Annotated in this window: 28 protein-coding genes and 1 riboswitch; of the genes, 2 read left to right on the plus strand and 26 right to left on the minus strand. The window is 34.4% G+C overall.

The genetic code is table 11. The annotated features are described in order from the left end of the window. The first annotated feature begins 6 nt into the window (after positions 1 to 6). Positions 7 to 222 carry a hypothetical protein gene (locus tag SCA31_RS09020; RefSeq protein WP_047494121.1) on the plus strand — a complete coding sequence of 72 codons (216 nt, stop codon included), beginning with the start codon at positions 7 to 9 and terminating at the stop codon, positions 220 to 222. A 57-nt stretch (positions 223 to 279) separates the two neighbouring features. Here the strand turns inward: SCA31_RS09020 and SCA31_RS09025 are convergent, their stop codons facing one another. From SCA31_RS09025 to SCA31_RS09045, 5 genes are all read right to left on the minus strand, one after another. Further along, entirely contained in the window at positions 280 to 1572 is a 1293-nt protein-coding gene (locus SCA31_RS09025; protein WP_410696611.1) for an MFS transporter, read from the minus strand. A 21-nt stretch (positions 1573 to 1593) separates the two neighbouring features. Continuing rightward, positions 1594 to 3006 (minus strand): porin, encoded by a 1413-nt coding sequence (locus SCA31_RS09030; RefSeq protein WP_410696612.1) that lies wholly within the window; start codon positions 3004 to 3006, stop codon positions 1594 to 1596. A 101-nt stretch (positions 3007 to 3107) separates the two neighbouring features. Beyond that, complete coding sequence (locus tag SCA31_RS09035; protein WP_410696613.1) at positions 3108 to 4376, minus strand: sensor histidine kinase; 1269 nt, start codon at positions 4374 to 4376, stop codon at positions 3108 to 3110. Continuing rightward, positions 4373 to 5050, minus strand: coding sequence for a response regulator transcription factor (locus tag SCA31_RS09040; protein WP_410696614.1), 678 nt, complete (start codon positions 5048 to 5050; stop codon positions 4373 to 4375). Before SCA31_RS09040 ends, SCA31_RS09035 begins: the two co-directional genes overlap by 4 nt. A 98-nt stretch (positions 5051 to 5148) precedes the next feature. Continuing rightward, positions 5149 to 5901 (minus strand): DUF3575 domain-containing protein, encoded by a 753-nt coding sequence (locus SCA31_RS09045; protein WP_410696615.1) that lies wholly within the window; start codon positions 5899 to 5901, stop codon positions 5149 to 5151. Positions 5902 to 6067: 166 nt separating this feature from the next. On the opposite strand from SCA31_RS09045, the gene SCA31_RS09050 reads away from it, so the two are divergent. Next, entirely contained in the window at positions 6068 to 8152 is a 2085-nt protein-coding gene (locus SCA31_RS09050; protein ID WP_410696616.1) for a TonB-dependent receptor domain-containing protein, read from the plus strand. Positions 8153 to 8220: 68 nt separating this feature from the next. Here SCA31_RS09050 and SCA31_RS09055 read toward each other — a convergent pair whose 3' ends face one another. From SCA31_RS09055 to SCA31_RS09155, 21 genes are all read right to left on the minus strand, one after another. Next, on the minus strand, positions 8221 to 9219 hold the full coding sequence (locus SCA31_RS09055; protein WP_410696617.1) for a T9SS type A sorting domain-containing protein: 999 nt from the start codon (positions 9217 to 9219) through the stop codon (positions 8221 to 8223). Between the two features lie 126 nt (positions 9220 to 9345). After that, a complete protein-coding gene (ribB, locus tag SCA31_RS09060; protein WP_410696618.1) occupies positions 9346 to 9993 on the minus strand; it encodes a 3,4-dihydroxy-2-butanone-4-phosphate synthase in 648 nt (215 codons plus the stop codon). Positions 9994 to 10085: 92 nt separating this feature from the next. Then, positions 10086 to 10211, minus strand: a riboswitch (FMN riboswitch). 199 nt (positions 10212 to 10410) lie between these two features. Beyond that, the gene (locus SCA31_RS09065) at positions 10411 to 10899 is read right to left on the minus strand and encodes a GDYXXLXY domain-containing protein (RefSeq protein ID WP_410696619.1); all 489 of its coding nucleotides are present in this window, start codon (positions 10897 to 10899) and stop codon (positions 10411 to 10413) included. Continuing rightward, positions 10886 to 11953, minus strand: a complete 1068-nt coding sequence (locus SCA31_RS09070) for a DUF4401 domain-containing protein (RefSeq protein ID WP_410696620.1) — start codon at positions 11951 to 11953, stop codon at positions 10886 to 10888. The genes SCA31_RS09065 and SCA31_RS09070 overlap by 14 nt, the downstream gene beginning before the upstream one ends. Further along, positions 11943 to 12899, minus strand: a complete 957-nt coding sequence (locus SCA31_RS09075) for a DUF2157 domain-containing protein (protein WP_410696621.1) — start codon at positions 12897 to 12899, stop codon at positions 11943 to 11945. Before SCA31_RS09075 ends, SCA31_RS09070 begins: the two co-directional genes overlap by 11 nt. A 58-nt stretch (positions 12900 to 12957) precedes the next feature. Then, complete coding sequence (locus SCA31_RS09080; RefSeq protein ID WP_410696622.1) at positions 12958 to 13308, minus strand: DUF2200 domain-containing protein; 351 nt, start codon at positions 13306 to 13308, stop codon at positions 12958 to 12960. Positions 13309 to 13357: 49 nt separating this feature from the next. Continuing rightward, positions 13358 to 14143 (minus strand): CHM family subclass B1 metallo-beta-lactamase, encoded by a 786-nt coding sequence (gene blaCHM / locus SCA31_RS09085; protein WP_410696623.1) that lies wholly within the window; start codon positions 14141 to 14143, stop codon positions 13358 to 13360. Between the two features lie 323 nt (positions 14144 to 14466). After that, on the minus strand, positions 14467 to 14880 hold the full coding sequence (arr, locus tag SCA31_RS09090; protein WP_410696624.1) for an NAD(+)--rifampin ADP-ribosyltransferase: 414 nt from the start codon (positions 14878 to 14880) through the stop codon (positions 14467 to 14469). Between the two features lie 36 nt (positions 14881 to 14916). Continuing rightward, positions 14917 to 15420, minus strand: coding sequence for a DinB family protein (locus tag SCA31_RS09095; protein WP_410696625.1), 504 nt, complete (start codon positions 15418 to 15420; stop codon positions 14917 to 14919). A gap of 31 nt (positions 15421 to 15451) precedes the next feature. Beyond that, the gene (locus SCA31_RS09100) at positions 15452 to 15835 is read right to left on the minus strand and encodes a 5-carboxymethyl-2-hydroxymuconate Delta-isomerase (RefSeq protein WP_410696626.1); all 384 of its coding nucleotides are present in this window, start codon (positions 15833 to 15835) and stop codon (positions 15452 to 15454) included. A gap of 11 nt (positions 15836 to 15846) precedes the next feature. Beyond that, a complete protein-coding gene (locus tag SCA31_RS09105) occupies positions 15847 to 16299 on the minus strand; it encodes a nuclear transport factor 2 family protein (RefSeq protein ID WP_410696627.1) in 453 nt (150 codons plus the stop codon). A 221-nt stretch (positions 16300 to 16520) separates the two neighbouring features. After that, positions 16521 to 17300, minus strand: coding sequence for an alpha/beta fold hydrolase (locus SCA31_RS09110; RefSeq protein WP_410696628.1), 780 nt, complete (start codon positions 17298 to 17300; stop codon positions 16521 to 16523). 873 nt (positions 17301 to 18173) lie between these two features. Next, positions 18174 to 19781, minus strand: a complete 1608-nt coding sequence (locus SCA31_RS09115; RefSeq protein WP_410696629.1) for a serine hydrolase — start codon at positions 19779 to 19781, stop codon at positions 18174 to 18176. A gap of 215 nt (positions 19782 to 19996) precedes the next feature. Then, entirely contained in the window at positions 19997 to 20674 is a 678-nt protein-coding gene (locus SCA31_RS09120; protein ID WP_410696630.1) for a hypothetical protein, read from the minus strand. 285 nt (positions 20675 to 20959) lie between these two features. Continuing rightward, positions 20960 to 21463, minus strand: coding sequence for a hypothetical protein (locus SCA31_RS09125; RefSeq protein ID WP_410696631.1), 504 nt, complete (start codon positions 21461 to 21463; stop codon positions 20960 to 20962). 42 nt (positions 21464 to 21505) lie between these two features. Next, positions 21506 to 22279, minus strand: a complete 774-nt coding sequence (locus tag SCA31_RS09130) for a helix-turn-helix domain-containing protein (RefSeq protein ID WP_410696632.1) — start codon at positions 22277 to 22279, stop codon at positions 21506 to 21508. A gap of 5 nt (positions 22280 to 22284) precedes the next feature. Next, a complete protein-coding gene (locus SCA31_RS09135) occupies positions 22285 to 22659 on the minus strand; it encodes a VOC family protein (protein WP_410696633.1) in 375 nt (124 codons plus the stop codon). A gap of 66 nt (positions 22660 to 22725) precedes the next feature. Continuing rightward, entirely contained in the window at positions 22726 to 23265 is a 540-nt protein-coding gene (locus SCA31_RS09140) for a dihydrofolate reductase family protein (RefSeq protein ID WP_410696634.1), read from the minus strand. Between the two features lie 77 nt (positions 23266 to 23342). Further along, a complete protein-coding gene (locus SCA31_RS09145) occupies positions 23343 to 23996 on the minus strand; it encodes a phosphodiester glycosidase family protein (protein WP_410696635.1) in 654 nt (217 codons plus the stop codon). A gap of 81 nt (positions 23997 to 24077) precedes the next feature. After that, on the minus strand, positions 24078 to 25019 hold the full coding sequence (locus tag SCA31_RS09150) for a DUF6985 domain-containing protein (protein WP_410696636.1): 942 nt from the start codon (positions 25017 to 25019) through the stop codon (positions 24078 to 24080). Positions 25020 to 25139: 120 nt separating this feature from the next. Then, the gene (locus SCA31_RS09155) at positions 25140 to 25805 is read right to left on the minus strand and encodes a hypothetical protein (protein WP_410696637.1); all 666 of its coding nucleotides are present in this window, start codon (positions 25803 to 25805) and stop codon (positions 25140 to 25142) included. Positions 25806 to 25811: the final 6 nt, after the last annotated feature.

Below are 25811 nucleotides of genomic sequence, written 5' to 3' on the forward strand. Positions count from 1 at the left end.
ATATAAATGAGTAGTAGCATCCAAGATGAATTTAAAGTCTTTAAAGACGAATTGAAGAAGTTGAATATCGAAGTACAGAAAGTTGTAAAAGTAGGAAATGGAAGTATGGATTTCCATGAGGTTTTCTACAAATCTCCAAGGTATGAAGAGGTAAAAAGTGTGTATGTCCAACGCCATAATCTGGACAGTATGATAGAGAAATTTAAACAAGCTTATCATTAAAAATATAATGAGCGCCGCAGATTTTTTGCGGCGCTCATTTTTTATAGGGTTAATGGCTTAATCCTTATCCAGTGTTGAGTTCTTTTTGGTGTCTTTCATTCCTGCATATACGATCAGAGAAAAAAGGATGCAGCCTGTAATGTACCAGTAGAAATATTCTTCAGATCCTATTTTTTTGAACCAGAGAGCAATATACTCTGCTGTTCCACCAAAGGCGGCTACAGTGACAGCGTAAGGGAGTCCAACCCCCAGTGCCCTTATTTCAGAAGGAAAAAGTTCTGCTTTTACAACAGCATTGATAGAAGTGTAACCGCTCACAATGATTAATGCAGCCATGATGAGAAAGAATGCACTCCACATTGAGGTTGTAGTGCTTAATGCAGTCAACAGCGGAACAGTACATAATGTTCCCAAAATACCAAAGCCCAAAAGAAGTGGACGTCTTCCGATCTTATCAGATAATCCTCCAAAAACAGGTTGAAGGCAAGCGAATATAAATAAAGATATAAAAGAGATCAATGTAGATTCTTCCTTGGTGAGATGGACTGTATTGACCAGGAATTTCTGCATATAAGTGGTATAAGTATAAAAAGCTAATGTACCTCCTAAAGTCAGCCCTACAACAGTAAGCAAAGCTTTTGGATGTTTAAAAAGTTCTTTAATGGTTCCTTTTTTCTTTTCACTGACTTCTTTTTTATTCTCAAAAGCTTCCGTTTCGTGAAGGTTAGCCCTAAGGTATAGTGCGATGACGGAAAGCAGGGCGCCTATAACAAAAGGAATCCTCCAGCCCCATTCCTCCAGCTGGGCTTCTGTAAGCAATAATTTCTGTAAAATAAGCTGAATTCCCAGGGCAATAAGCTGGCCACCGATAAGCGTTACATATTGAAAGCTTGAATAGAAACCTCGTCTGTCTTCTGTTGCCATCTCACTGAGGTACGTTGCTGAAACTCCATACTCTCCACCTACACTTAATCCTTGCAGTAGCCTGGCTATTAAAAGTAGAATGGGGGCTAAAATCCCTATCGTTTCATATGTTGGGGTAAGTGCAATAAGTAAAGAGCCAAATGACATCAGTAAAACGGAAAGGGTCATTGCTTTTTTTCTTCCGATCTTATCTGCAATACTTCCAAAAAGCCATCCTCCAATAGGGCGCATCAGAAATCCTACTGCAAAAATACCGGCTGTATTCATCAATTGTGCATTAAGATCCGAATCCGGAAAAAATGAATTGGAAAAATAAATGGCAAAGGCTGCATAGGCATACCAATCATACCATTCTACAAGGTTTCCAATGGAACCACCAACAATAGCTTTGATCCTTTGAGCGGTTGTAATTTGAGTCGTATTCATAGGGGTAATATATTAAATTTTTTAAAGTATAATTTGCAAAGACAATAAGAATTCTCCTTTTCTGTCAAAAATTGTTTTCGATGTCAGATCATATAATGGTCTGCTGCTGTATTGTGCAACTATTCTTGCATTCTGGCCATATAAGTAGAAATTGGCACCCACATCATAATAGCTTCCGCTTTGGTTAAGAGCTTTCATATCTTTCAATGCATAATTAAAGAAAGGTTGTACTTTCAGGATCTTACTGAATTTAGGAAGGACAAACCCCACTTGAGAAAACCATATATTTCCTGTTCCCATCAAAACTCTGTTATTTCCAGCTCCTTCTAGTGCTTTTTGTCCTGTAAATTGTGCATCCGGAGTGCCAGGATTCAGAAGGCCACTTACCCTTAAATAATTCGGGCCATAGTTGTAATGATAATAAACAGAATATAAGGTTAATCCCATTTCCTTATTCTTATTTCCTAATGGAAGTTCTGAATAAACATCTGCTCCAAAAACATTGGTATCATGAGATTCAAAAACATTTTCTGAAGGCTGGGATTGTGTGGCATCCTTAGTGGTATAAAAGCCCGCACCAAAGTTTAATATTTTTTTAGCAGCAAGATTATTTCCAGGAAGAAAAGAGGTTACAGTAGTTTCTTTATTAAAAAACTGATAGAATGCATATCCTGAATAGGACAATTTTCCGCTTTGATTGTTATCTACAGCAGGTCCACCAATAACAGGTTTTAAATTAGTTGCAAAAGGTTTATTCACACTAAATCTGTAATTTAATCTATCAAATTCTCCATGAACGAAAATACCAAATTGTCTTGAAAACTGATCGGCAATTTCTATAGCCGGAAAATTAAAAACCGGAATATCACCAGCCAGCATTTTAGTAGTACTTGTATTGGTTAATCTGCTAACGCCATTCCATGAGTGAAGCCCTGCTCCCAGATACAGGTTGTTTTTATTTGGTTTTCCAGTCAGAAAATCGTTTCTGGGAATAATAGCCAATTCATTATAAGCATCATGAAAAAAGAAAGGGGCTTTTTTTCCGGCACCATTATTTCCAGTACCAGTTCCACCTCCCGAAATAAAAGATTGATTGTTGATTCCCATTTGTAAAAAGATAGAATAAAAGGGAGTCAGTTGGCTTTGAATCGTTAATCTCATTCTTCGGATTCCGGCATCATAGGTTTGTTCTTGAGGAACACCATTCACTAAAGTTCCTGGATTATTGTCAATACTACGCAGCCAAATTTGGCTGGAAATACCAAATTTCAACCATTTATCTCCTTTTGAATTCAGATTGATTTTAAGCTCTCCAATATCCAAAGGATTTTTTTCGGACACAATTTCTTTAGGATTCTTATCAACTTTAAGAGTATCCTGCCCATAGGTATATTGTATAGCAGCTAAACCTAAAATAATGAGAAGTTTTTTCATTGATGCTTTATTTGCACCTAAACAATAGATAAATTCTGAAGAATTTCTGAAGTTTTAATCAAAATTCAATATTTATTGTTATATTTTTGAATTTCAGTCGTTTATTTTGTTAAATCAACTTTTATTATGTGCTGATTGTTTTTAAAATGATAAGAAATCTCAGAATCATAAATCTCCAAAATCTTCTTCACGAGTGCTAAACCGATACCAATCGAGTTTTGATCTGGATTTCCACGCTTGAATCTTTTGAATAATTCTTCAGTAGGAATTGTAGGAGGATTTCCTGTATTTGAAATCTGGAAATAGCTTTCTGTAAGCGTTACAGAGATCTTCCCATTTTCAATATTATGTCTTTTAGCATTATTGATGAGGTTATTGATAACAATGATGGCTAAGTTTTCATCAAAATTAAGATAAACTTCTTCCTGGATTTCTTTCGTCAGCGTAAGATTCTGAATTTCGAATAAGTCTTCAAAATAATAAAGTCTTTCAGTAAGCAGTTCTGAAAAATTAATATGATGCGAATCATTTTTCTCAAAATGCTCCAGCTTGGCTAAAAGAATAAGTGATTGATTAATGGAAGAAAGCCTATCCAGCTCATCATTCATTGAAGAAAGCGTAAGAAGTTGCTTTTCGGAAAGATCACTATCCATCAATAATTCTATCTTCCCTTTAATAGAAGCCAAGGGTGTTTGTAATTCATGAGAAGTATTTTCTGAAAGTTCCTCTAATAAGTGATAATCTTTTTTTGAACTCTCAGACATTTTAAGAAGAAAGGTATTTAATGATTTAAATTCTTCTGTCTGCGTTTTCATTAAGTTCATTGAAAGATTATCTTTAAGATTGAACTTTTTGATCTCATCTATAGCATGATAAAAAGGTTCAAGAATTTTTTTAGAAACCAGAACTCCTACAATAATGGTCAGAATAATAAGAAATACCATAATCCAGGCAACAACCATGATGATGCTTATGAGGAAATTATTTTCTATGATCGTAATATATCGGACACTTGTTATTGCATATCTTTTTTGATGAATTACCGGGTAGGTGACCACTGTAATTTTGTTGATATAAGATTGTATGCTCTTATTCCAGATGTATTTTTCTTCAATAATCTTTTCTTTAGTATTCTTATAATTTGCAGGAAGAATTTTAACCTGGGTCTGTCTATGGTGAGAATTAAGATAATCATAAGCAGGGTCTTGTTCCAGTTGATTGGCTACATAGGCATTCAAATCTTCAAGCTTTAGAATGGCAGACCGCATGGTAGCTCTTTCAAAGGTAAAATATAGAATTGTAAATCCTGTCGTAAGGACGAAAAACACCAAGATGGTAAATGCTCTGGCAAAACGAAAACTTAAGTTCATTTGTCAATCCATTTATAACCCAATCCATAAACGGTCTGTAAATAATCTTTACCACCGCCATCAATAATTTTTTTCCGTAAGTTCTTCAAATGCTGATATACAAAATCTATGTTATCAACACTATAGGTATAATCTCCCCACAGGTGGCTGGCAATGGCTTGCTTGGAAAGCATTCTGTTTTGGTTGTTGATGAAGTAAATCAGTAGATTCAGTTCTTTTTTTGTCAGATTTAGCAATTGGCCATTAACCTTACACTCCTTGGATTCCAGATCGATTGTAAATTCATTGAAACTCAAAATACGATGGGCTTCTGGTGTCTTTCTTCTGAGAACAGCCTTTATTCGGGAATGTAATTCAGGTAATGAGAATGGTTTTGTAATATAATCGTCAGCTCCATCATCCAAGCCTGTCAGTTTTGTATCCAGGGAGTTTTTTGCTGAAACAATGATAACACTTGATTCCGGTACATCATTTTTAATATGCTTCAGAATTTCCAATCCATTTCCATCAGGAAGCATAAGATCCAAAAGAATACAATCATACTCAAAAAGCTCAATTTTCTCTAAAGCCTCTTTTGCATTGATCGCTACTTCACATACATAATCTTCTTTTTTAAGATAGTCTGTGATGTTGGTAGCCAGGTCTTTATGGTCTTCGATGATAAGAATTTTCATATGAAAATATTAATCAAAATAGATTGTTGAGGCCTTAAAGATATAAAAAAAACATTCTAAAAAATGAGAATAGTTTCTTATGGGCCATTTTCATATTATTAGAACCGGTATCCCAAAGATAGCCCGCTTCTGAAACCGGCCCAAGGTCCGTCTACTTTTATTTTAGCACCATTGGCATTGGTTTCTACGGTATATTTTACAAATGGAACATCCAGGTTTTCTATCTCTTTTTTGAGCTGCTCCTGCATATCGGGAGTCAATACATAATCGCTGGTCATTGTAAAATCACCTTTTCCACTTCCGTAGTGGGCACCGGCAATCCAGAAATCGAGTACAAGATTTTGGCTTCTGGTAAGGAAAAACTGTACCCCGACCATCAGGCCTCCGCTGTTTCCATTGGTGTCCCCTTGGCCTTTAAGAGGGATTTGATAGGTAACATTCCCAGGACCATTATAGTCATAATAAAAATCAAAAGTGTTGGATGAAACATCAGAATAGCGATAGTAAGGTGCAAAATAAAATCCTTTTCCATATCCTTTTCCAATATAAAATCTTGGTTCTATCGTAAAATTAGTGGCTTTTACTCTAAGATTCTGGAATCTTTTTTCATCCTCATCTTTCAAAAAAGCGTTAATGAAAGGTACTTTTCCCTCGGGCATTGTTCCGAAGCCTATATTTACAGAAAACCACTGGTTGATCGCTCTTTCATAGGTAAGGTTGATATTTCGGAACGCATAAGCAGTAACATTGGTCTTAATGATATTCATCTTTTCTGCAGAGCTATTTTCAATTTCCTGCGCACCTATTGCAGAAAACAATAAAAATGGGGTTAGTGTGACTAATTTTTTCATAGCATTATATTTTGTGATGTTAAAAAATACCAGCAAAAAGCAAGATGAATTTAACATAATAATTTGAATTTAGATGAAAAATATTTGATTTTTTTAAATGTTAGAAACAGAAAATGTAATATACATCAACAATTGATTGTCCTAAAAGTATAATTGCATTTCTGATATGAAAAAAACGATATACACCCTATGCTTTCTTTGTGGAACATTCATATTTGCACAGGAAAAGAAAAATGATTCTACAGATGCTGTAGCAACAAAGGAAATTCAGGAGGTTATTTTAAAGTCACAAAGAAAAAAACAGTTTGCTGATAAAGCGGTTTATACTTTTGATAAAGAAGCTTTGGAAAGAGCCCGTTATGCAAAAGATTTACTTCGTACACTTCCCGAGTTACAACTGGATCCTGTTTCAAATACGATTACCAGTACAAAGGGAGGTACTACCTTATTTTTAATCAATGGAGTTGAGGCTACAGACTTACAGGTTCGCAGTGTGGCACCGTCTGAAGTGATAAAAGTGGAGTATTATGATATTCCGCCGGCAAGATGGGCTACGAGGGCAGATACAGTGATCAATATTCTGACAAGATCTACAGAAACAGGGTATGTTTTCGGGACTGATGTATTTTCTGCTTTAGATACAGGATTTGTAAATGGTTCTGCATATGCCAATTATACCAAAGGAAAAAACAACTTCGGACTAGAGTATTCCCTAAATCTTAGGGATTACAATGACAGACGTGTAAACAGTATCTACGATTATCAACTGAATGGAAATCATTACCGTTCGGATGAGAATAGGAAAGATCATTTCGGGTATACTTTTCAGAATATAGCGTTACGCTATACCAGACTTGTTCCAGATGATTATGCTTTTCAGGCAAAATTAAACATGGATATTTTCAGTAGGTTTTCAAAAGGGGTTGGACAAAGTGTTTTCACAGAAGATAATTTTAGTGAATCGCACGCTATGTTTAAAAATAATGGCTCGGACTATGTGATCCCTAAATTAGATTTGTATTATTCTAAAAAGATTGGTGAAAAAGATGAACTGAGTATTAATCTGGTGGGGTCGCATTATACGACCAATACTTCAGAAACAGCTAAAGAATGGATCGTAGGTTCCGGAATTTCTGTATATGATAATGATATGATGCTTAAGGCAAAACAAACAAGTATAGTAGGAGAACTTGCTCATGTTCACGATTTTAAAAGTGGGAAATTGTCATCAGGGTATCGTATTTCAAGATCTTCTATTTCCAATGACCTGAATAATCTTGCAGGCTATTCTCAATATAGCGTTACTTATTTGGAGCAATATTTTTACACGGAGTTTTCAGGAAAAATAAATCAATTCAGTTACCGAGTAGGAGCGGGGCTTACCAATATCCATAATAAGAGTGCTGAAAATGTTTTCGATGAGTGGAGCTTTACTCCCAAAGTTGTTTTAGGGTATCAGGTGAAAAATAACCAGAGCATTCGCTTTACGGGAAGCTATAGCCCGGTAAGCCCGGTAAGTAATGCGTTGAGTAGTAATGTGGTACAATTGGCTCCTAATATTGTGCAAAGAGGTAATCCTTTTCTGAAATCGCAGCAGATCTTTTCCAATAATCTGACGTATTCTTTTAATAATAAATATTTTGATTTCAACGCTGCTTTATTTTATCGCTATACAGATCGGGTAATCAATCAATATTATGTTCAGGATAATGAATTGGGAGGTTATGCATTGACTTATGAAAACGGGAAAAGCGGACAAAGATATGGAGTACAAATTACAGGTTCTTATAAACCCTTTGGAAACAGCCTGCTTGTTATAAAAGCCGTATTGGTACCTACTTCTGAAACTGTGAGAACAAGCAAGGGAGCTTTAATCAAGAATGATTATCTGGGGAACTATTTTGTGCTGTCTTCGGAGTATAAAGCCTTTTCACTTCAGTATCAGTTCAATATTCCAACGTATAATCTTAACGGAGCTTTTCTTAATACTAACGAGAATCAGAATAATATTTTTGTGAGCTACAAGCACAAAAACTGGACGCTTTCTACCGGAATGTACTGGATGGGAATACCATCTGAATATAAAACGAAAAGTTTACCGGAAAGTTTGGTAGATTATAAGGTTCATACCCAAATCATGAATAATAAATCAATGTTTGTATTGGGAATAAGCTACGATTTTTCCAAAGGAAAGAAAACTGAAATTCAGAGAAAACTGAATAATGAAACAGCGCCGGCTGCCACTTTTTAAATCAATGTATTCCTTAATAGAATAGAGAAAATCCCCGTTCTTTACTTTTGAACGAGGATTTTTTATTGTTATTTCTTGATGAATTTCGTATTTTTCTTTGCTTCAGAACTTTTTCCGCTTACTTCAATGAAGTAGGAGGCCGGAGGAAGATCAGAAACCGAAATGTTTCCGGATTTTATATCTGATGTCTTGATAAGTTGACCATCGAGACTATAGATTTTTGCTGTAGAATAATTGTCGGTATTTCCCTTAAACCCGATAAAATCCTGTGCAGGATTAGGATATACAATTAAGTTTTCTTTTTTAATCACATTGCTTACTGCCAGAAACGTCTCACTCAAAGCTTGTGCGCTTGATGTAGACTGATTGATTCCTAATAATGTAACGGTGATATTTCCATTGGTAGAACTTAGCAGTGGATATCTGTGGGTGGCATCATAATAAGAATAAGCTGTATTGGTTACGGTTCCTATGGGGTTAGAATAGGTTAGATCGATAGGTGAGTATAGGTTAAAGTTCTGTGTAAACTTTACTCTGAGAACATTGCTATAAGTATGCCCGCCTACCATTAATGTCCCGTAGGCATCAGCCACGGTATTTAGGGTGCCATTGAATAGCCCGTTGGCTACAGATGAAGAAAATGTTCCTTTAGCAGTGTCATTTTGTGGAGTGTTGTAAGCTGTGGGATAGGTAATATAGGTTCCATTATCCAGTGTGAAATTCAAAGTAGCCTGAGGATTTACAATTCCGGTAATCTCAAGTTTTGTAGCCGATGCTTTATAAAAGATGGTTGTTGCCCCATCTACCATTTTAAGGTTTGATCCAGGAAATGTAGTAATTTCGGAAGATATTGGAGCTGAGTAATTGGTTTGTGAAGCACTTCCCATGATAAGACTACCATTAGAAAATGTAACATTAGGTCCTGTGGCAGAGTTGTCTACCGTTCCGGTTATCAAATTGTTGTTAACGACATCACTGATAACAGGATCGTGAGAGGCTTTAGTAAGGGTAATCTGTGCGGAAAGAACAGCAGAGGTTCCCAGTAGAAAGAGTATAGATTTTTTCATGTCAATTTTTTGTTAAATATAGTTAAAAACAGTTATTGTATTTTAATATAATTTATTTTCAATGAAATATCTAAAAAAACCGCCCGATAACTTCGGACGGCTGTTCTGTGCATTAAATATATAAGTTTAGTTGCTCATGATCATTTTGCGGTAAGCATGAATATCTTCAATGGTAACGACGCTCATTCCTTTTTTGATGGCAAAATCTACAATTTCCGGAAGTCTTGCCATGGAGCCATCCTCATTGGTAAGCTCACAAAGTACGGCATCATCACCAAGGTCTGCCATTTTTACAAGATCTACACTTCCCTCCGTGTGGCCACGTCTTTCAAAGACTCCGCCTTTTTTGGCAATCAAAGGGAAAACATGTCCAGGACTAGCAATATGTTCTGCCTGAGCATGGGCTGCTATTGCTGTTCTGATGGTTGTTACACGGTCTTTCGCTGAAACACCGGATTCTACCCCTTCTTTAGCTTCAATGGTAATGGTAAATGCAGTTTGATTTTTTGAGTTGTTGTTTTCCACCATCGGACGCAGGTTGAGGTGCTTACTTTTTTCCTCGGAAATGCATAAACAAACTATGCCGCTGCATTCGCGGATCAAAAGTGCCATGTCCTGTTCTGTAATAGTGGATGCGGGAAAGATGATGTCGCCTTCGTTTTCACGGTTTTCGTCATCTACTAAAAGGATACCTTTTCCCTGTTGTAATGTTGAAAGTGCCTTTTCTACACGTTCTTTGGAGGTTGCTCCGAATTGTTCTAATAATTTTTCCATGTTATTTTACTTTTAAAAGTTAAAATAGTCTTCGGTACATGGAAATGAAATACGTCACAACAAGAATCCATAAGGAATCTTACTGTTCGTTTCATTTTCTTCTCCCATCCAGACTTTAACTGTCGGTTTTGGAATTTCACCAAATCAATCCTCTCAAAAGAAAGGAGTCGCGGACTGTAACCGCCGGTAGGGAATTTCACCCTGCCCCGAAGAAAACTTATACTAAGTTTTGCTGTATGTTTTAATTTAAATTTTTATTTCATTGAATAAATTTAATGCACAGGCCGCTAATTTCGGGAAGTTTTTTGAAATGAAGAAGATTCTTTGATTTTTTTTATCAATGAATATAAAAAACCTCTGCTATTGGTTTGTACTCAATCAATAACAGAGGGTTAAAATTTTGTAAGAGAGATGGCTCTATTTTATTTGTTTTAAGTGTTCATCATAAAGTCCCACTAATAAACTGTTTCCCTCTTTATCAGTTCTTATTCCACCATAGACTGCTTTTTCATATTTTTTAGCATGTCCTTCCTGAAAAAAGAAAGACTCTGCACCAATATTAATGTTCCACTGATTAGGAGAAGAATATTTAATCAGATGTTCTCCTGCTTTCAGTGGTATTGGATCTTTTTGAAACCGTACTGCCCGGGCAATGCTTTTTGTATCAAGTGTTACAACACAATATCCCCGTTTGGGAATCTTTTCAGCGTCTATATTTCTTGAAATATCATACCTCAGGCTCATATAGTCACCTTGCATCAATGAGCGGGGATCAACAGGAGCGAGTTTTAATAAAATGGGCTGTCCGCCTTTTAGTAATGTTTCTTTTTCTGCCACAGAATAGTTGAAGTATACCAGTAACAGGATCATATTTAAGAGTATGATAATCCATTTATATTTTTTCATCTGTTGTAAGGTTTTTATGGGTGAAGAAATAAATTGCCAGAAAAATAACTCCGGACACGAATAGGAGTATTGATTTGGTTAACAATGTAAAGTGAAGGTCATAGTAAAACTTTCCAATAAAGTAAACCAAGGCAATAATGGCTACAGCAAAGCCGGTTCTATAATTAATAAAAAAGCTTAACAGAATAATAAGAATGGCTCCTGATATGGTGGGTGTTAATAAGGTTGGTGATAGAAGTAAAACAGTAAGAATATAAATAATGCTCTTGTGTGTTGTATTGGTAATATGTAATGTTTTGAATAAAAGTGTTACCACATAAAGAATCGCTATAACGATAACGACCGAGGAGATACAGTTGTAAAAAATGGGCGCGGGAACAAGAAATTCCAGACTCAGAAAGGCAAGTGTAGATAGGAATGAAAATACCATTCCTGTTCTAACCGGATCATACAATTTGGAGAATGTTTTGTTCCTTGTTATGATCTTTGCCTCCTGTAAAAACAGAAAAGTAGTTGCTATGGCTTGTAATGCGATAATAATATAAGACAAGCTATACATCTTATTGTCTGCAGCAAATGCTATAATACATCCGTTAATGATCAATACCGAGATAAAGGAAAGAATATAGCTCTGCACGAAAAATAGGGTACATAATGACAAGAGGATAAACACAATATAGACGATATTTTCATCCTTGGAAATACCGAAACCCAGAAGGGTAAATCCTGTAATAAAAAAGGTAACACTCAGGGTATCCATGATTGTTTTGCCGGATAGCCTGCTGATCAAGGCAGACCCTGCAATACAAATGCCTCCCAGTATGATGAGTCCTATTTTAGAATCGAAGATTTGTGCTATAAAAATAAAACCTAAAAATGCAAGACACGCCATTATCCCTCCGAAAATAGAGAGTATTTTGATGGATAATGACTGATGGTTGGTGCTTTTTTCCTGATAGGCTGCAATAATGGCTTCTTCATCAAAATGAATTTCTTTGCTGCTTGTGGCACGAAGATCATCCAGTACGTTTTTTATATTTTCTTTATTTCTCATTTTTCCATTTTTTTTGAAGGTCCATCAGATTTTTAATAATGAAAGTAATGCTCACAATTACAAAAAGGCACACCAATAGAAATATAATTTCATTATCTCCTGTCCGGAAGAGTAAAGAACAAATAATGATGACAATACTAAGTGGAATGATGGCAAAATAAAAGCTGTTTTTTGTTTTAAAACCATACCAGATTCCCAAAGCATATATACCGGCACTGAGTATACCTAAGAGGTATAAAGATGTTTCATCCCTATCCATAATTCCTACGGAGATTCCAAAAGTGGATATACTGACAATGGCCAGAGAAAGAATATTTGTAAACCAATGAGGAACGCTGACTGCTTTTTTATAGTGAGAAATAAGGAAAGAACCTATCAATATGACTGTATTGAGTGCAAAAAGTAAGAGGTTGAGACCCGTGATATCCCAGTCTTTTACCACTTGTTGTGAATATAAAACCAGAGTGGTATTAACTAAGCCCACATAAAGAAGCCACAAAGGGGCAAAATCAGAGATGAGTACCCAGAGCGTTATAAAAATAGTCCATGCCAGAAAGAAATCATAGGCATCTGCTCCGGTTTGATAAATTTGTCCAAATACGGCAAATAAAACTCCCACAAGGGCTGAGGCTCCGGTGAGAATAATATTCCGGATGTTAATATTAATTTTGGGTAGTAAAACCAGCCCGGTGGTAGCAATAACCAAGGCTTCCGTTAATCCTATTTTTGCAAATTTTGGTAACTCTGCCCAGTTGTAGGCAAAGAAGAATATAATTCCGGATATTGTAAAGCCAATTCCAAGACTGATAAGAAAAAACCGAAGAAATTTCTGCCAGGCATCTTTACTGCTATAAACATTGTTGGTAAGAATTTCGGAGATGTCTTTTTCGGTCAGATTGCTGTGCCGGTTAAGGATTTGAATGTCTTCTCTTTGTACGTTCTTCATTTAAGTTTTTTTAATAGTCTATTTTAAAATTTTTAGACAATATTGAGGATAGCTAAAATCATTCCCTCAATATCTTTTCCATTTTTTTTCCTTTGGCCAGTTCATCTATCAATTTATCAAGATAGCGGATGTTTCTCATTAGTTCATCCTGAATGTCTTCTACTCTGTATCCACAAATCACACTCTTTATTAATGATACATTGGGATTTATTTGAGGAGCCTCGTCGAAAAAAGTTTTAAAATCATTTCTATGTTCCAGTTGTTGTTGCAGGCCCTGTTCATCATAGCCGGTAAGCCAGCAGATAATTTCGTGAACCTCTGATTGGGTGCGTCCTTTTTTTTCTGCCTTTTGAATATAATGTGGATAAACACTGGCAAAAGCTGTGGTAAAGATTTTAGTGTTTTGCATGGCTCCGTATTTTTAGATTAGTTTTTTAGCTCAATCAGGAGCTGTTTTTTTATTGAACTTTAAATAGCTTAATGGTATAATCAAGCAATTTTTTATCTCCATATTCCCCATGCCCCGGAATTACAATTTTTACATTCGGATACTCTTTTTTTACTTTTTCAACAGTGTTGGACCATGTTGAAACGTTGGCATCTCCTAAATATCCTTTGCTAGCTTCTAATTCTTTTAACAGGCATCCTCCGAACAAAATATTTTCGCTTGGAAAATAACCGACAGTATTGTCCCTTGTATGTCCTTCTCCGAAAAACTTGGCGACCACTTCTTCATTGCCTACTTTTAAAGTTATGAAATCATTAAAGCTGTTTTTAGAAACAACAAAATTATTCTTCTTCCCAAGTTCAATAGTTTTAGAGTAGGAATAGGAGGGGATATTGTGATTGTGAAATGCCTGTAATCCACCCATGCTGTCATCATGAAAATGGGTTGGGATAACAGCGTTGATCTTAGAATGAAGCGTTCCGGTGATCCATTGTATTAATTCTTCAGAGTCTTTGTCATGAGTGGGGGTGTCAAAAACAATCGTTTCATGGTTGTTTTTGATAACAAGGCCATTGCAGGGAACATTTCCAAAGTCATTGGTTTGTTTAAAAGAGGTATGGACAAACGAGTTTTCAGAAATTTGGGTAATAATTAAATTCTCAGATTTATAAATTTCTTTTGCCTTGAACTTATCAGATTGTTGAGAACTACAGCTGAAGATAATGAATGAAAATAAAATGATAAATATATGCTTAATGGTGAGTAGCGCTGGTTTGTGATTTTTTATAGATATCATGATGATGGGTTTTCTGTAGAGGAAATTACTAAATTTCAAGAAGTAATCATCATGACAAAAAAGTTATTCACATAATTTATCCACAAATTAAAAATAAGTGTGGATAAGTTATGTGAGTTTAATATTTTAATTTAAAATACTGATTATTAATTTATTGATTTTTGTTTATTATTGATTTTAAAAAGTTATCCACATTTTTCTCATGAAGAAATGATGGGGGTGGAAAAGTTATCCACATAATATTTGACTTCATAAACTGATGGTTTTTATGGAAAATTAATTCGAAAAATTTTGCCATTTATGAATGTTGAAAAAAAATAATCTCAGTCTTCAATGGCTTCAATACCTTGTTTTTTAAGCTTCTCAAGATGGTCTTTCATTACTTTCAGCTGCTCTGGTGAGTGTTCCTGCCATTCTTGAACTTCTCCTATGACCTTGAAAGGGTGTTGTGAACGGTAAGATTTTGTCGGATTTCCCGGAAATTTTTTATCTGTTAAATTAGGGTCGTCTTCCATTGAACCTGTGGGTTCTACGATGTAGATTCTTTCTTTACCTTCTCCTTGTGCTAGTTCTGCACCCCATGTTGCTGCTTCCAATGTTGCTGTCAAATAAATGTATTTTGCTTTTCTCTGCGTTCCGTAGTTGGAGCTGAAGCCTGCTTCGATGAGGTCGCCAATCTTTAGATCTGCTTTCGTACCATGGTAGTAGATGATAGTTTCTTCTGAAATTGTATTCATTGTTGTGAAATTTTAATCAGTGGAAAAGATTAGTCTCTATTTCTGATCCTTATAAATATTCCAGAAGTTGTAATCTGTCATAGGAGCATCGGTTATTCCTACATTTCTTCCCATTGTTACAATCTGCCCTCTGTGATAGGTTCCATGAAGGATAGCATGCTGGATGTATTCATACTTGGAAAAATCACACTGAAACCATTGAGATTCTATCTTTACATTTTTTGTAAGATCTTCCTCAGATAAGCTTTCCACGTAATCCACTAGCTTTTGCGAATTGCTTTTGATATTTCTAAAAACCTCCTCCTTGCTAGTTTCGGCAGTTGTTTTGGCGAAATCAAAGTCGTTATTTTCAGAAATATAACTCCACCAATATTCTTGTGTCTGCCAAATATGATGTAAGGTTTTTAAAATGGTCGGAAAGCTGGAGATTGTTTCCTGATTAAGCTGTTCATCAGATTTTGTGGATAACCAGTCAATGTATTTATTGACTACCCAATTATTGTACTGAACGGTTTTGTTGATTAATGTTTTTAAGCTCATATTATTACTATTGTGTTGGTTTCAAAGAAATTTAAAGTCCATAATGACGGTCATGATTTTTATTTTCAGGATTGATGAGCGCCTTATTGCTGTAGGTCGCAACTTCAAATTCAATAATATTTACAGATACAAAGGAAATATCCGGCAATAATTCTGTAAGCCGGATGCTAATCTGCCTCGATAGACTTGCTTTTTGTTCCATACTACGGCCCTCCATAATATATCCGAAGACATGTAGAAAGTTTTTCTTCCGGTCTCCCAACTGGTAGTATTGATAAGGTTGGAGTCTTACTTTAATATCATTGATGGCAAACAAACCTGTGGAATCTGCAACTTTGTATACAGCATCCATGATTTCTTCAGGGGGCTTTTGCAGGAGAATATCCTGTGAACAATCTATGATAAAATGAGGCATGGCAGTTAACTTTAATTAGTTTGTCGTTGGGTGTCATTGTATTGCCAAAGAACATTGACAATTTTCCATGTATCATTGAGTTTGGCAAGATGCATGTAATCAATCCATTCATCTGCAATTAATTTGACCGAAGCTATTTTTTCAGAAACATCAAGAAATTTGATTTCTTTTCTCGGGGAAGCCGGGAATTTATCCTTGTTTTTATTATAGCTTTCCGCCAGTAAAATCATGGATTCGGCACTGGTTTCACGGAGATAGTCTTTCCCTGTGGCTTTATCTTTCCAAAAAGTTCTTTTTACCATTCTGGGGTGTAAAGCACGTTCCATTCTGGATGCGTTTGGGGTATGCTGTGATTCAATATAATCCAGTGCTGCCTGTTTTATGGCCAATGAATCATGTTGGGACTGGCCTGAAGCAAGCTGGTGTATTGAACAGAGAAGAATAGAAATGAAAAAATACTTCATATACAATTTATTAATGATGATCTGTGCTTCCAATAGTTTGACTATGGGTAAGATAGCTGATTAGAATACCATCGAAATTAATAAAAAAGACAATACAAAAAACAACAATTTTCAGATGATGTTTTTTTTGTGACCCATTCTATAAATAAATTTATTTCATCTGATCTGATCTAAATTAGAGTTCTTCTATTCGTACTCCTTTAAATATGTCATATTTTTTTTCAGGCTAATTTTTTTAATACTTTATCCAAGGTCGTATTGAATTCTTCTGGTTTTTCCAGCATAGGGTAGTGGCCGGTTTCAGTAATCGTGACATATTCGTAATTTTTAAGATACTTACGGTTGTTTTCAAGGTGAGTAGGAGAAGCATCCGAATTGATCGCTATAACCGGAACATTAATATGCTCTGCAATTTGTCTGAAGTCCGTTTTGTATAAAGGTTTTAGAAGATTGATTGCCATTTCCGGACTATTTTGAAGAAATTCTTGCTGGAGTCTTTCCTTTACATTTGGCGGCGTTTTTTCAACAAAAAGATATTGCGGAAGAATATTTTCCACTGCATTTTTAAAGTCCTGGCGGTAATGAACAAACATGAGTTCTTCAGCCTGCCTTTCTGTAAAAGATTCATCTATATTTTTTAGGGTATCAATTAAAATGATGGCTTTAACGTTTGGTATTTTTAAAGCAGCCTCCAGTGCATAGGCTCCGGACATAGAATGTCCTGCGAGTATGATTTCCTTTGAGTGGATAGCATCAGCCACTGCTTTAATATCATCAGCATATCGGGAACTTGTCCATTCCTGTCGGGAAGATTGTGATTTTCCGTGTCCTGCCAGATCCATCTGTATAATGTGATACTGGTCCTGAAAAAAATCCTGTTGATCTGCCCACCATTCGGCGTTGCCAAGCCAACCGTGAATAAAGATTACTGAAGTATTTCCGTTTCCTGATTCTGTATAATGAATTTTCTGGCTGTCTGATGATATTGCATATTTTTCCATATAAAATTGTTTGTGATGGCTGATGGGTTATTTTTTAATAATCTAATGTACAAAAAGACTGTATTAAAAGTAATTTATGTATAAAAATTAATTGTTTTTATTGTAATCATGAAGTTTATCATTTCCGGTAGTGAATAAAGTTATCAACACAATTTATCCACAGTATTTATCTGTTCTTTTGAAAAGAGTTTTATTAGTATAACGTATTGTTTAATATGTTTATATAAGAAATTTTCAGATGGGTTTAAAAAGTTATTCATATTTTATCCACAAGATTAAAATTTATTATGAAAAGTTATCCACATTATTTATACCACTTGTGCAAAACTGGAGGTATGGTAAGAATTAAATTATCTGAAATATGAATAATAAACTAAAATGTCTGTCTTTATCCTTGTTTTCAGGATTAATAGGGTTGTTATATGTTGCAGCTTCAAACTCGCTAATATTGATAGATAGAATAGAAATATCAGTAAGTAATTTTGCCAGATGGGTATGGATTTATTTGGATAGACTTGTTTTTTGTTCCCTACTGCGGTTCTCCATGATATACCCGAACACGCGCAGAAGTTATTTTTATTATTTCCCAACCGATAGTATTAATAAGGATCAAGCCTTACTTTGATATCACTGGGAACAAAAAAACTGTGGAATCAGCAACCTCATATACTGTGTTCATCATTTTTTTTAAGGGTTGCTTGGTGAAGAATATTCTGTGAACAATTTATAATAAAATGAGGCATAAATAATATTTTGTGGGATGATTTCTGATCATCTAAAAAAAAGGAAAATTTCAATTCATACTCAAAATAAGAAACCACCCTGATAGCAGGGCGGTTTGAAAATATATTGTTAGTATGAATGTTAGTTTTTTTACTGAGCAGATTTTTTGATACTGTATTGTGGCTTCATTTGATTGGTCATATCCAATATAATGTCGTAAATCCCACTTTCTTCTATTGGAAAATCATAGGCATCAAGAGCAATGCTTTTACCATCGTTGTTTAAACCCAAGTTGTACCCCCAATTGTTATTTTGTCTGAATTTTAATCCACCTTTATTTAGTGTATAGTTTTTGAGAAAATAGATATCCGGATTTTTGGGATCTGTTTGTAATGGAATATCATTTTCCCCCCATCCGGCAGGCGTTGCATTTCCGATAATTCCCCAACGAATATTTACCATTTCTTTTTTCCCTGTTTTTATGCTACCATCTCGAAATTGAACAGTAAGTAAATTTATTTTTCCGGTTTCATCTGGCTTGAATGTAAAAGTCATCTTGTCATTCAATTGAAATAAAGTATTGCTAATAGGGAGTAATGAACACCTTGGGTAATTTTTTTCTTTCAAGATAACCAGTCCGTCTGCAATTGTTACATTGAAGTAGGTGTCTCCAGTAGTATATATTCCCTCCAGCTTTTTTAAATCCTGTGGTTTTATCTTAGCTGCTCCCGTAGTGTAAGGTTTATTGTATAGTATGCTTTCGATTTTTGGGATAATGGCGTCTGTGTGGGATAACTCTGAATTTGACATTACAATAAGGCAAATGTCATCTTCTAGAACCCTGTAATATCTGCTTCGGTAACCGGGGCCGCCACCATCATGTCCGGCTTTCTTTTTACCAAATATAATAGAGCTGTCAGTCCCCAGCCCATAATGATCATTAAGGTAAGGGGTAAACATTTTTTCAAGGGTTTCTTTTTTCAGAATCTTATAGTTTTTAAGACCTTCATTGAATTTGAAAAGATCTTCAACAGTAGAATACATTGCCCCTGCAGCAAAAGGGTGATCGGTTTTAAAACGAAGGGCTTCGTTGGAAGTGTTTTCCGATAAAAACTCATATCCTAAGGCCTTGTTTTCATCGGTAACAGTATTAAAGTGGAAACCACTGTTGTTCATTTGTAAAGGCTTAAGGATGTAGCTTTCTATAGCTTTATCATACTCTAAACCTGTTACCTTTTTTATAATATATCCAAGAATATAATACCCGGAATTAGAATAACCCCATTTTGTTCCTGGCGAAAAATCTAATGGCTTTGCAGAAATATAATTTATGAATGTTGCTTCATCTACGGTGTTATCACTATTTTCGTCACTGGGAATTCCCGCTGTATGAGAAAGGATGTTGGCAAGGGTAATACTGTCTCCCTTTGGAAAATCAGGATAATATTTTGATAGTTTATCATTTATAGAGAGCTTTCCCTGTTCTTCCAACTGGAGAATAACTGCTGCTGTAAACATTTTTGTAGTAGAATAGATCCGGTAAATACTACTGTTGGTGTTTTTTTGTTTTTTGGGTCCATTTCTGTATCCATAACTTTTTTCGAAAATAATTTTTCCTTTTTCAGCAATGAGAACAGAGCCACTGAATTGTCCGGTTTTATCATAATTAGCTAATAATTCTTCTAATTGCTTGGTTCTCTGTGATAAAAAAGGGTTAACAGCCAATAATAAAATAAGGCAGGTTACAATAGATTTCATGTATTTTTTTAAGTAAAACAATCGTACATGAAATAGTATTACAAATGTTCTCAAAAAATTATTGAATGATGCATTAAGCCAAGTTTCCTATTTATTGATGATGAGTTTGTTTTATTGTTTTTGAGATGTTGGTCTAGTTAGAAAAGATGTTAGTTTCAGATTGTAGTGTTAATGATATTATCTTTTGTTGATTAATATAAGTTCGATTTAATATTTTAATCTATAATTTTAAATATTGTTGCTTTCCGATAAGAAAGGATATCTTCAATTTTAAAAGCTTTTCTAGGATAGGCAAATCCATTTTTAATTTTGAAATAAGAAGGTGGATAATAAGTTTTTTGACATTTTTTGTCACAAAATCCAAGCTTTATTTTTATGGAATAATCTTTATTGATATTTATTGTTTTAAATTTTTTCCACATCTTCAAATGGTCATTTGAAAATATAAAACTTAGTATGCCAACCCATTGCCCATCTATTTTATATACAGGATCATATATGTATTTTTGTTGAAAAAAGAAACCATCTTTATTTTTAGAAATATACATTATTGCATTTTCATGTTTTTCAAAATTTGGTCTACCGTAATGATCGTAAGCATTGAACTCAATAGTTTCTTTTGGAAGCTGATTCATCAGATTTTTAATAATAAAATACTTACAATGAAATGCATTATCCATTACATATGATTTATGTGTAATGATTAGTGTATCACCAGTTTTAAGATCTATCTCTTTTGATATGCCTTTTACTAATTGCGTATTCGGATCAAATTCTACAACACTGATTTTTTCACCAATAAATACGTGTAAGTTATTATTTTCTATTATTCGTTGGGAAAAGCAGCAGGCTGAAATAAGAATGAAAAGTGTAAAGAATATTTTGTTAGACATAATTGTGTAATTATTCTTGTTTATTAATTGATCCCTGATTCCTTTTCCTTAATCTAGTCATATATTCTACCGGTTTCAAAAACATTTCCTTTCGCAAAAGCTTTAAGAAAGTCAATGAATGAATTTGAAGAAATGTTCTGTGTGAACTGAAAAATACAAGATCTCCATTGGTGTGTTTTTTCAATCCCCAGGAATCTGAAAAAATCATGTACTCTGCAAACAAAAACCATTGGCTGCCATGATTGTTGCGGTCTAAAATGTTATGCGAAAGTTGTATTTGGAATTTCAGCGCCATGTTTTTTTTACTTCATCTACTATTTCATGAGCCTTGTCTTCTGTAATCCAGCTGATTATTCTTTTTTCATAATCTCGTGTTATCAAAACAACAGAGTAGGTAGCTCCGGTCCATGAAAAATGATAACGGGTTCCGTATTTATAAGATTCAATGCTATAATCTACTGCTTGAATATCTTTAATTTCTTTTTTCAAGAATGTTTTTGGCTTTGCAAATAATTTATTTTTATAGCTTATTGTGATGGCATCAGCTCCAATATGGAATACTGTTCTTCCCAAGGTATTCCATAGCCAGATGTAGAGGAATAGTATGAAAAATCCGATAACAACGCCAGCCATTGATAGGACACTTAAAATAGCAGGAATATCAATGCCTTGAAGGAGGCCAATAAGAATGATAATAACTATAATAAAAGAAGATATCGTTAAACCAAGACTCATCACAGCAGTTAATAACCAATTGGTTCTGTTTTTTATTTCAATGGTTATAGGCATTTATCAAATGTTTTAATTGATATTCTGTAAACTAATTTGAAGTTATATTTTTTCAAAGTATTTTCCCTTGAACTGATAGCGGATCTTTTTAGCTGTAATTTTAGAATTTTCTTGTATTAAGGGAATGCTAATAATTTTATTTTTTGGATCATATTGAATATTATAATTCTTGATATCATTGTCTCTATTAGAAGAAGCTGTAAGATCTACCTCATATCCAAGCTGGTTTTTAATTCCACTTTGAGTCTTAATTAATTGAGCCTTGTCATTCAACTTTCCATCATCAATGGAAAACATTTGTATATTGTGATAACTTAATCCTGAGCTTAATATAGCTTTGCTTTGAGTAAGGTAATATTTTTTGTTTTCTGAGATAACATCATTGATGTGTTGATAATAACATCTGGGGTCACCCTCACTCGTGTTTTCTATGATCTTGGAGTATAGCTTTTTATTAGATTCATATTGAAACACATTTTTAAAAAAGTGCATTGTTCCTCCAGTCCATGTATCCCATGAATAAATTCGGAATTTGCCATCTTCTGAAGTTGCAATGAACAATCCATTCTTCTCAAGAGATTTAAAATGATGGTTTAAGGTCTGAGGGTTTGATGAGGTATACTGAAGCAATAATTTTTCAAATTTTATATTGGCCGTATAAAGAGAATCTGAAGAAGATTCTTTGCTTTGGCCATCAGAATACCAGTAATTAATTTTTTGAAAAGCATCATCAAGCTGTTTTTCAATAGTGGAAATATTTTGCCCAAATAAACAATGGGCTGTGATTAAAAATAGAATTCCAAATATTTTTTTCATAGGTATTATTTTCTGCATTTTAACTGAAATACATTTCCCTCAGGATCGGTTCCGTCACACAACCAAAAATCATAATTCTCAAATGTCTTGATTTCTCTCATCTGGATATTTCTTGACCGTAATTTATTTCTTGCGGCTTCAATATTTAAATCAATTTCAAAAACGAGCTTGGTGTTGTTATCAAACTGATATCCGCTTTCTATTTTTTTCAAATATTCATCTCCGATTTTATGAAGCCCGATATTTACATCTCCTGCATTCATAAGGACCCAAATGCTATCTTCCTCAATAACTTTTAGATTGAAATTCTCAACATAAAAATTTTTAAGCTGTTCAATATCTTGTACGTACAGGATGATGGAGTTCAATTTTACATTCATTTCCTAAAGTGTATTAGTAAAATATTCAGCTTTTTTGAGAAAATAAGATCATCTCGGGTTTTTATTTTAGGGGTGGTAAATAAGTTGTACAACACCGGATTTGAAGACATTGGTTTTAACGAGTTTTAAATTTAATCTTTCCTTTACATCTTCAAAAAGAGGTTTCCCTTTTCCTAAAGCTACCGGATGGACGGATATTCTGTAAACATCAATCAGGTTATTTTGAATAAAAGTTTTGATAAGACTTGCACCACCATACAGCCAGATATCTTTTCCGCCTTGCTTTTTTATTTCTAAAACTTTTTCTACAAGATCAGAATGGATAAAGGTGGCGTTTTCATCTTCCCGATTTTGACTTGAAAAAACAAATTTATTTTTTGAATGAATGGTTTTCCAGAAGTCATGTTCTTCCGGCTCAGCATTTTCATCGGGATGATAATTTCCCCATGCATCATAGCTTACTCTTCCATAGAAAATAGTATCAATGCCTGAAATAAAGCCCTCAAAATCCATGTCATCATCCATAATGCACCAATCGATTTCTCCGTTGGGCCCCTCAATAAATCCATCTAATGTTGTGGCTAGATCTAATATTATTTTTTTCATGGCAAATACTAAATGATTGGGTGTTAATAAACAACTTTAAAGGTAAGTATATTTTGCTTTTTAATGATCATCAACCTTTATTTTGGTTCTGTAATTCCTATCATCACTCCGAAATTTCCATCTTTCTGGATCCAATTTTTCTCAGGAAGATAAGTTCTGGAAACGTATCCATCCAGATACAATGCATTTTTGCATCCCATCTCCTTGAAAAGCTCTGCAAGACTATAGAAATTGACCTCTTTTTTAGACATGGCAAAAATAATTTCCCCATTTTCCAGAATTCCGACTCCATTTCTGATATTCAGATTTTTAGACTCCTTTTGGAAAATTGGATTTATTTTTCCGTCTATTAGTAACATGGGTCCGGATTGAGTGGCATACTTGATTCCTTTATGTGGGGTGTATTTCTTTGTTTCAGTAATTCCTGGTTGATTATTTTTGGTGATATACAATATTCCATTAGGCTGAAGATAAAAGTTTCCCAAACCCTGCAGAGTATCTATAGATTTTAGGATTTTAAAATTTTCGATATAAAGACCTTTCGGAGATTGATCAGGTTCAAACATTCCGCCGTTCATGGCAAATACAAGCTTTTCATTTTTGGATTCTACTTCATCTTTTAAGTGATCGATGCTTTTCAGAATCTCATTTTTATCATTTTTCCAGTAAAATTTCAGATTCTGCTTTTTTGGGTTGACCTGATAGATCACAAACTTATTTTCATTCTGCATTTTTTCCTTACAGCATAGGCAAAGTAGGAATAGGAGGGGGAGGAGATGATGATATTTTACAGGCATAAACAATCTTCTAGTTTATAGATCTTCTTCAGCAGCCCAGCTGCTAAAAGCTGTATCTGCTTCTCCAATCTCAATCACTCTGTTTTTATGAGTCATTATTCCTAGGCCGTGTTCATTATCCCAAGAACAGGAAAAACTAATGCCAATGTAGGGGTAATTATCCTTAATTATAGATGTGATGTAAAAACAGTTGAGAGATAAAAGGGATGCAAAACCTTGAATATCTTTTAAATCCGGCATGAAATCTACCTTATCTTCTTCAGAATAATCATATATTTTTTGCAGTTCTGGATATTTTTTCAGAAGTTCATTCAGGATATTGTCTAAGATTGTTTTCTGGTTTTCCTGTAGGTAATCAAGACCATTTTGTTGCTCTGGGGTAGGTTCTTCTGCATAGTCATCATCTTCATCCAATATTTCGTAGCTCAATTCTTCATCCTTTTCATCGAAAAAAGATAGCCAATATTCTAATTTGAGTGGAGGGGAGTCAATGGATTCATATTCACAAATTTCACTCTGAGATAAGTCTCTGGGGTTTTCAAGATGTTTATTAAAAAATTCATAGCAGAAAGGAGCACGGGAAAAAATATAATCAGGATTTTCTGCATAACACAAATTAAAATACTCGAGTGCCTTTTCTTCATTGCCACATTCCAGACAGCATTCACCTGCATAATAATTTCGGATATAAAGAGCATTTTTCTGAGATGCTTTATGAAGATCCGAAATTGCCAGCCATCTCATCATATTGTTAAAATCCTTTTTCCAGATATATTCCTGAATCATTCTGTTAATTATAATATAGGCCGTATAATTACTATATTTTTCATCATCGGCTTCTCTCCATTTTTCTTCAATATAATTAATGACTTCTTCTTTAGTTGTTTTGGAAGTTTTCAACATTGATTTTTCTAAAAATACATTAATTTCTTCAATCGTTTTTTCTGCGTTTGACATTGGTGCTTTTTTATAACAATAGATTATCTGTCTTTTTTAAACTCGTCATCATATCCCATCATTGCATTTCAATTCACTCACTATATTATTATGAGATAAAAATAATTGAATACAATCAGTCTACTTTTTTTCATATTTTTTGATCAGATCATAATCGTATGGAATCATGATTGATAAATCTTTTGCTTCCCAGATATCTCCTTCAGAAGGCTGATAAAAATCATAAGAATTGGATAGAAAGTTATCCCCGTCAGGAGCTTCCTGCCAATCCTTTTTATCCCTGTTATATAGCAGGATCATACAGCTTACACAGTTGAAATTTCCCTCTGTATTTGGATTCTCGTAGCATTTTCCAATTTTTATATCCAGTTTTTGATTGATGATGACATCCGTTAAACGTCCTTTTGTTAGCCGTATTAAAGCAGCCTGAGCTTCATTATCAGACGGTTTATTTTTAGCAGGAACTAGGTTTTCAAAGTGTGCATTTTGAATCTTTTTTAACTCTTCTTCCTTTGCACTTGGCGTTAATAAGTTGACGTCATAAGGATGAAAATCTACTACCGGTGCTGCCACATCTGTTTGATTGGTACTTACAGGGTTCTCGGCCAGTAACTTCTCATTTGTTTCGTAGTTTTTCCAGTCTTCTTTGCTGTACGTTGCATATTGCTGAATTTTGTAAAGGAGATTTTCTCTTTCGTTAAGCCATATAAAGTTGCTGGCGATGAGAAATAATACAATGATTCCCAGGGTGATTCCTATTACCTTAAGTAATTTTTTTACGTTCATAAGTTA

Source organism: Chryseobacterium sp. SIMBA_028 (assembly GCF_046535285.1).
GTDB lineage: Bacteria > Bacteroidota > Bacteroidia > Flavobacteriales > Weeksellaceae > Chryseobacterium.

Bases quoted from the DNA above. Each gene is read 5' to 3' on its own strand.
- SCA31_RS09020 (WP_047494121.1), top strand. From the start codon at position 7: ATGAGTAGTAGCATCCAAGATGAATTTAAAGTCTTTAAAGACGAATTG.
- SCA31_RS09025 (WP_410696611.1), bottom strand. From the start codon at position 1,572: ATGAATACGACTCAAATTACAACCGCTCAAAGGATCAAAGCTATTGTT.
- SCA31_RS09030 (WP_410696612.1), bottom strand. From the start codon at position 3,006: ATGAAAAAACTTCTCATTATTTTAGGTTTAGCTGCTATACAATATACC.
- SCA31_RS09035 (WP_410696613.1), bottom strand. From the start codon at position 4,376: ATGAACTTAAGTTTTCGTTTTGCCAGAGCATTTACCATCTTGGTGTTT.
- SCA31_RS09040 (WP_410696614.1), bottom strand. From the start codon at position 5,050: ATGAAAATTCTTATCATCGAAGACCATAAAGACCTGGCTACCAACATC.
- SCA31_RS09045 (WP_410696615.1), bottom strand. From the start codon at position 5,901: ATGAAAAAATTAGTCACACTAACCCCATTTTTATTGTTTTCTGCAATA.
- SCA31_RS09050 (WP_410696616.1), top strand. From the start codon at position 6,068: ATGAAAAAAACGATATACACCCTATGCTTTCTTTGTGGAACATTCATA.
- SCA31_RS09055 (WP_410696617.1), bottom strand. From the start codon at position 9,219: ATGAAAAAATCTATACTCTTTCTACTGGGAACCTCTGCTGTTCTTTCC.
- ribB (WP_410696618.1), bottom strand. From the start codon at position 9,993: ATGGAAAAATTATTAGAACAATTCGGAGCAACCTCCAAAGAACGTGTA.
- SCA31_RS09065 (WP_410696619.1), bottom strand. From the start codon at position 10,899: ATGAAAAAATATAAATGGATTATCATACTCTTAAATATGATCCTGTTA.
- SCA31_RS09070 (WP_410696620.1), bottom strand. From the start codon at position 11,953: ATGAGAAATAAAGAAAATATAAAAAACGTACTGGATGATCTTCGTGCC.
- SCA31_RS09075 (WP_410696621.1), bottom strand. From the start codon at position 12,899: ATGAAGAACGTACAAAGAGAAGACATTCAAATCCTTAACCGGCACAGC.
- SCA31_RS09080 (WP_410696622.1), bottom strand. From the start codon at position 13,308: ATGCAAAACACTAAAATCTTTACCACAGCTTTTGCCAGTGTTTATCCA.
- blaCHM (WP_410696623.1), bottom strand. From the start codon at position 14,143: ATGATATCTATAAAAAATCACAAACCAGCGCTACTCACCATTAAGCAT.
- arr (WP_410696624.1), bottom strand. From the start codon at position 14,880: ATGAATACAATTTCAGAAGAAACTATCATCTACTACCATGGTACGAAA.
- SCA31_RS09095 (WP_410696625.1), bottom strand. From the start codon at position 15,420: ATGAGCTTAAAAACATTAATCAACAAAACCGTTCAGTACAATAATTGG.
- SCA31_RS09100 (WP_410696626.1), bottom strand. From the start codon at position 15,835: ATGCCTCATTTTATCATAGATTGTTCACAGGATATTCTCCTGCAAAAG.
- SCA31_RS09105 (WP_410696627.1), bottom strand. From the start codon at position 16,299: ATGAAGTATTTTTTCATTTCTATTCTTCTCTGTTCAATACACCAGCTT.
- SCA31_RS09110 (WP_410696628.1), bottom strand. From the start codon at position 17,300: ATGGAAAAATATGCAATATCATCAGACAGCCAGAAAATTCATTATACA.
- SCA31_RS09115 (WP_410696629.1), bottom strand. From the start codon at position 19,781: ATGAAATCTATTGTAACCTGCCTTATTTTATTATTGGCTGTTAACCCT.
- SCA31_RS09120 (WP_410696630.1), bottom strand. From the start codon at position 20,674: ATGTCTAACAAAATATTCTTTACACTTTTCATTCTTATTTCAGCCTGC.
- SCA31_RS09125 (WP_410696631.1), bottom strand. From the start codon at position 21,463: ATGCCTATAACCATTGAAATAAAAAACAGAACCAATTGGTTATTAACT.
- SCA31_RS09130 (WP_410696632.1), bottom strand. From the start codon at position 22,279: ATGAAAAAAATATTTGGAATTCTATTTTTAATCACAGCCCATTGTTTA.
- SCA31_RS09135 (WP_410696633.1), bottom strand. From the start codon at position 22,659: ATGAATGTAAAATTGAACTCCATCATCCTGTACGTACAAGATATTGAA.
- SCA31_RS09140 (WP_410696634.1), bottom strand. From the start codon at position 23,265: ATGAAAAAAATAATATTAGATCTAGCCACAACATTAGATGGATTTATT.
- SCA31_RS09145 (WP_410696635.1), bottom strand. From the start codon at position 23,996: ATGCAGAATGAAAATAAGTTTGTGATCTATCAGGTCAACCCAAAAAAG.
- SCA31_RS09150 (WP_410696636.1), bottom strand. From the start codon at position 25,019: ATGTCAAACGCAGAAAAAACGATTGAAGAAATTAATGTATTTTTAGAA.
- SCA31_RS09155 (WP_410696637.1), bottom strand. From the start codon at position 25,805: ATGAACGTAAAAAAATTACTTAAGGTAATAGGAATCACCCTGGGAATC.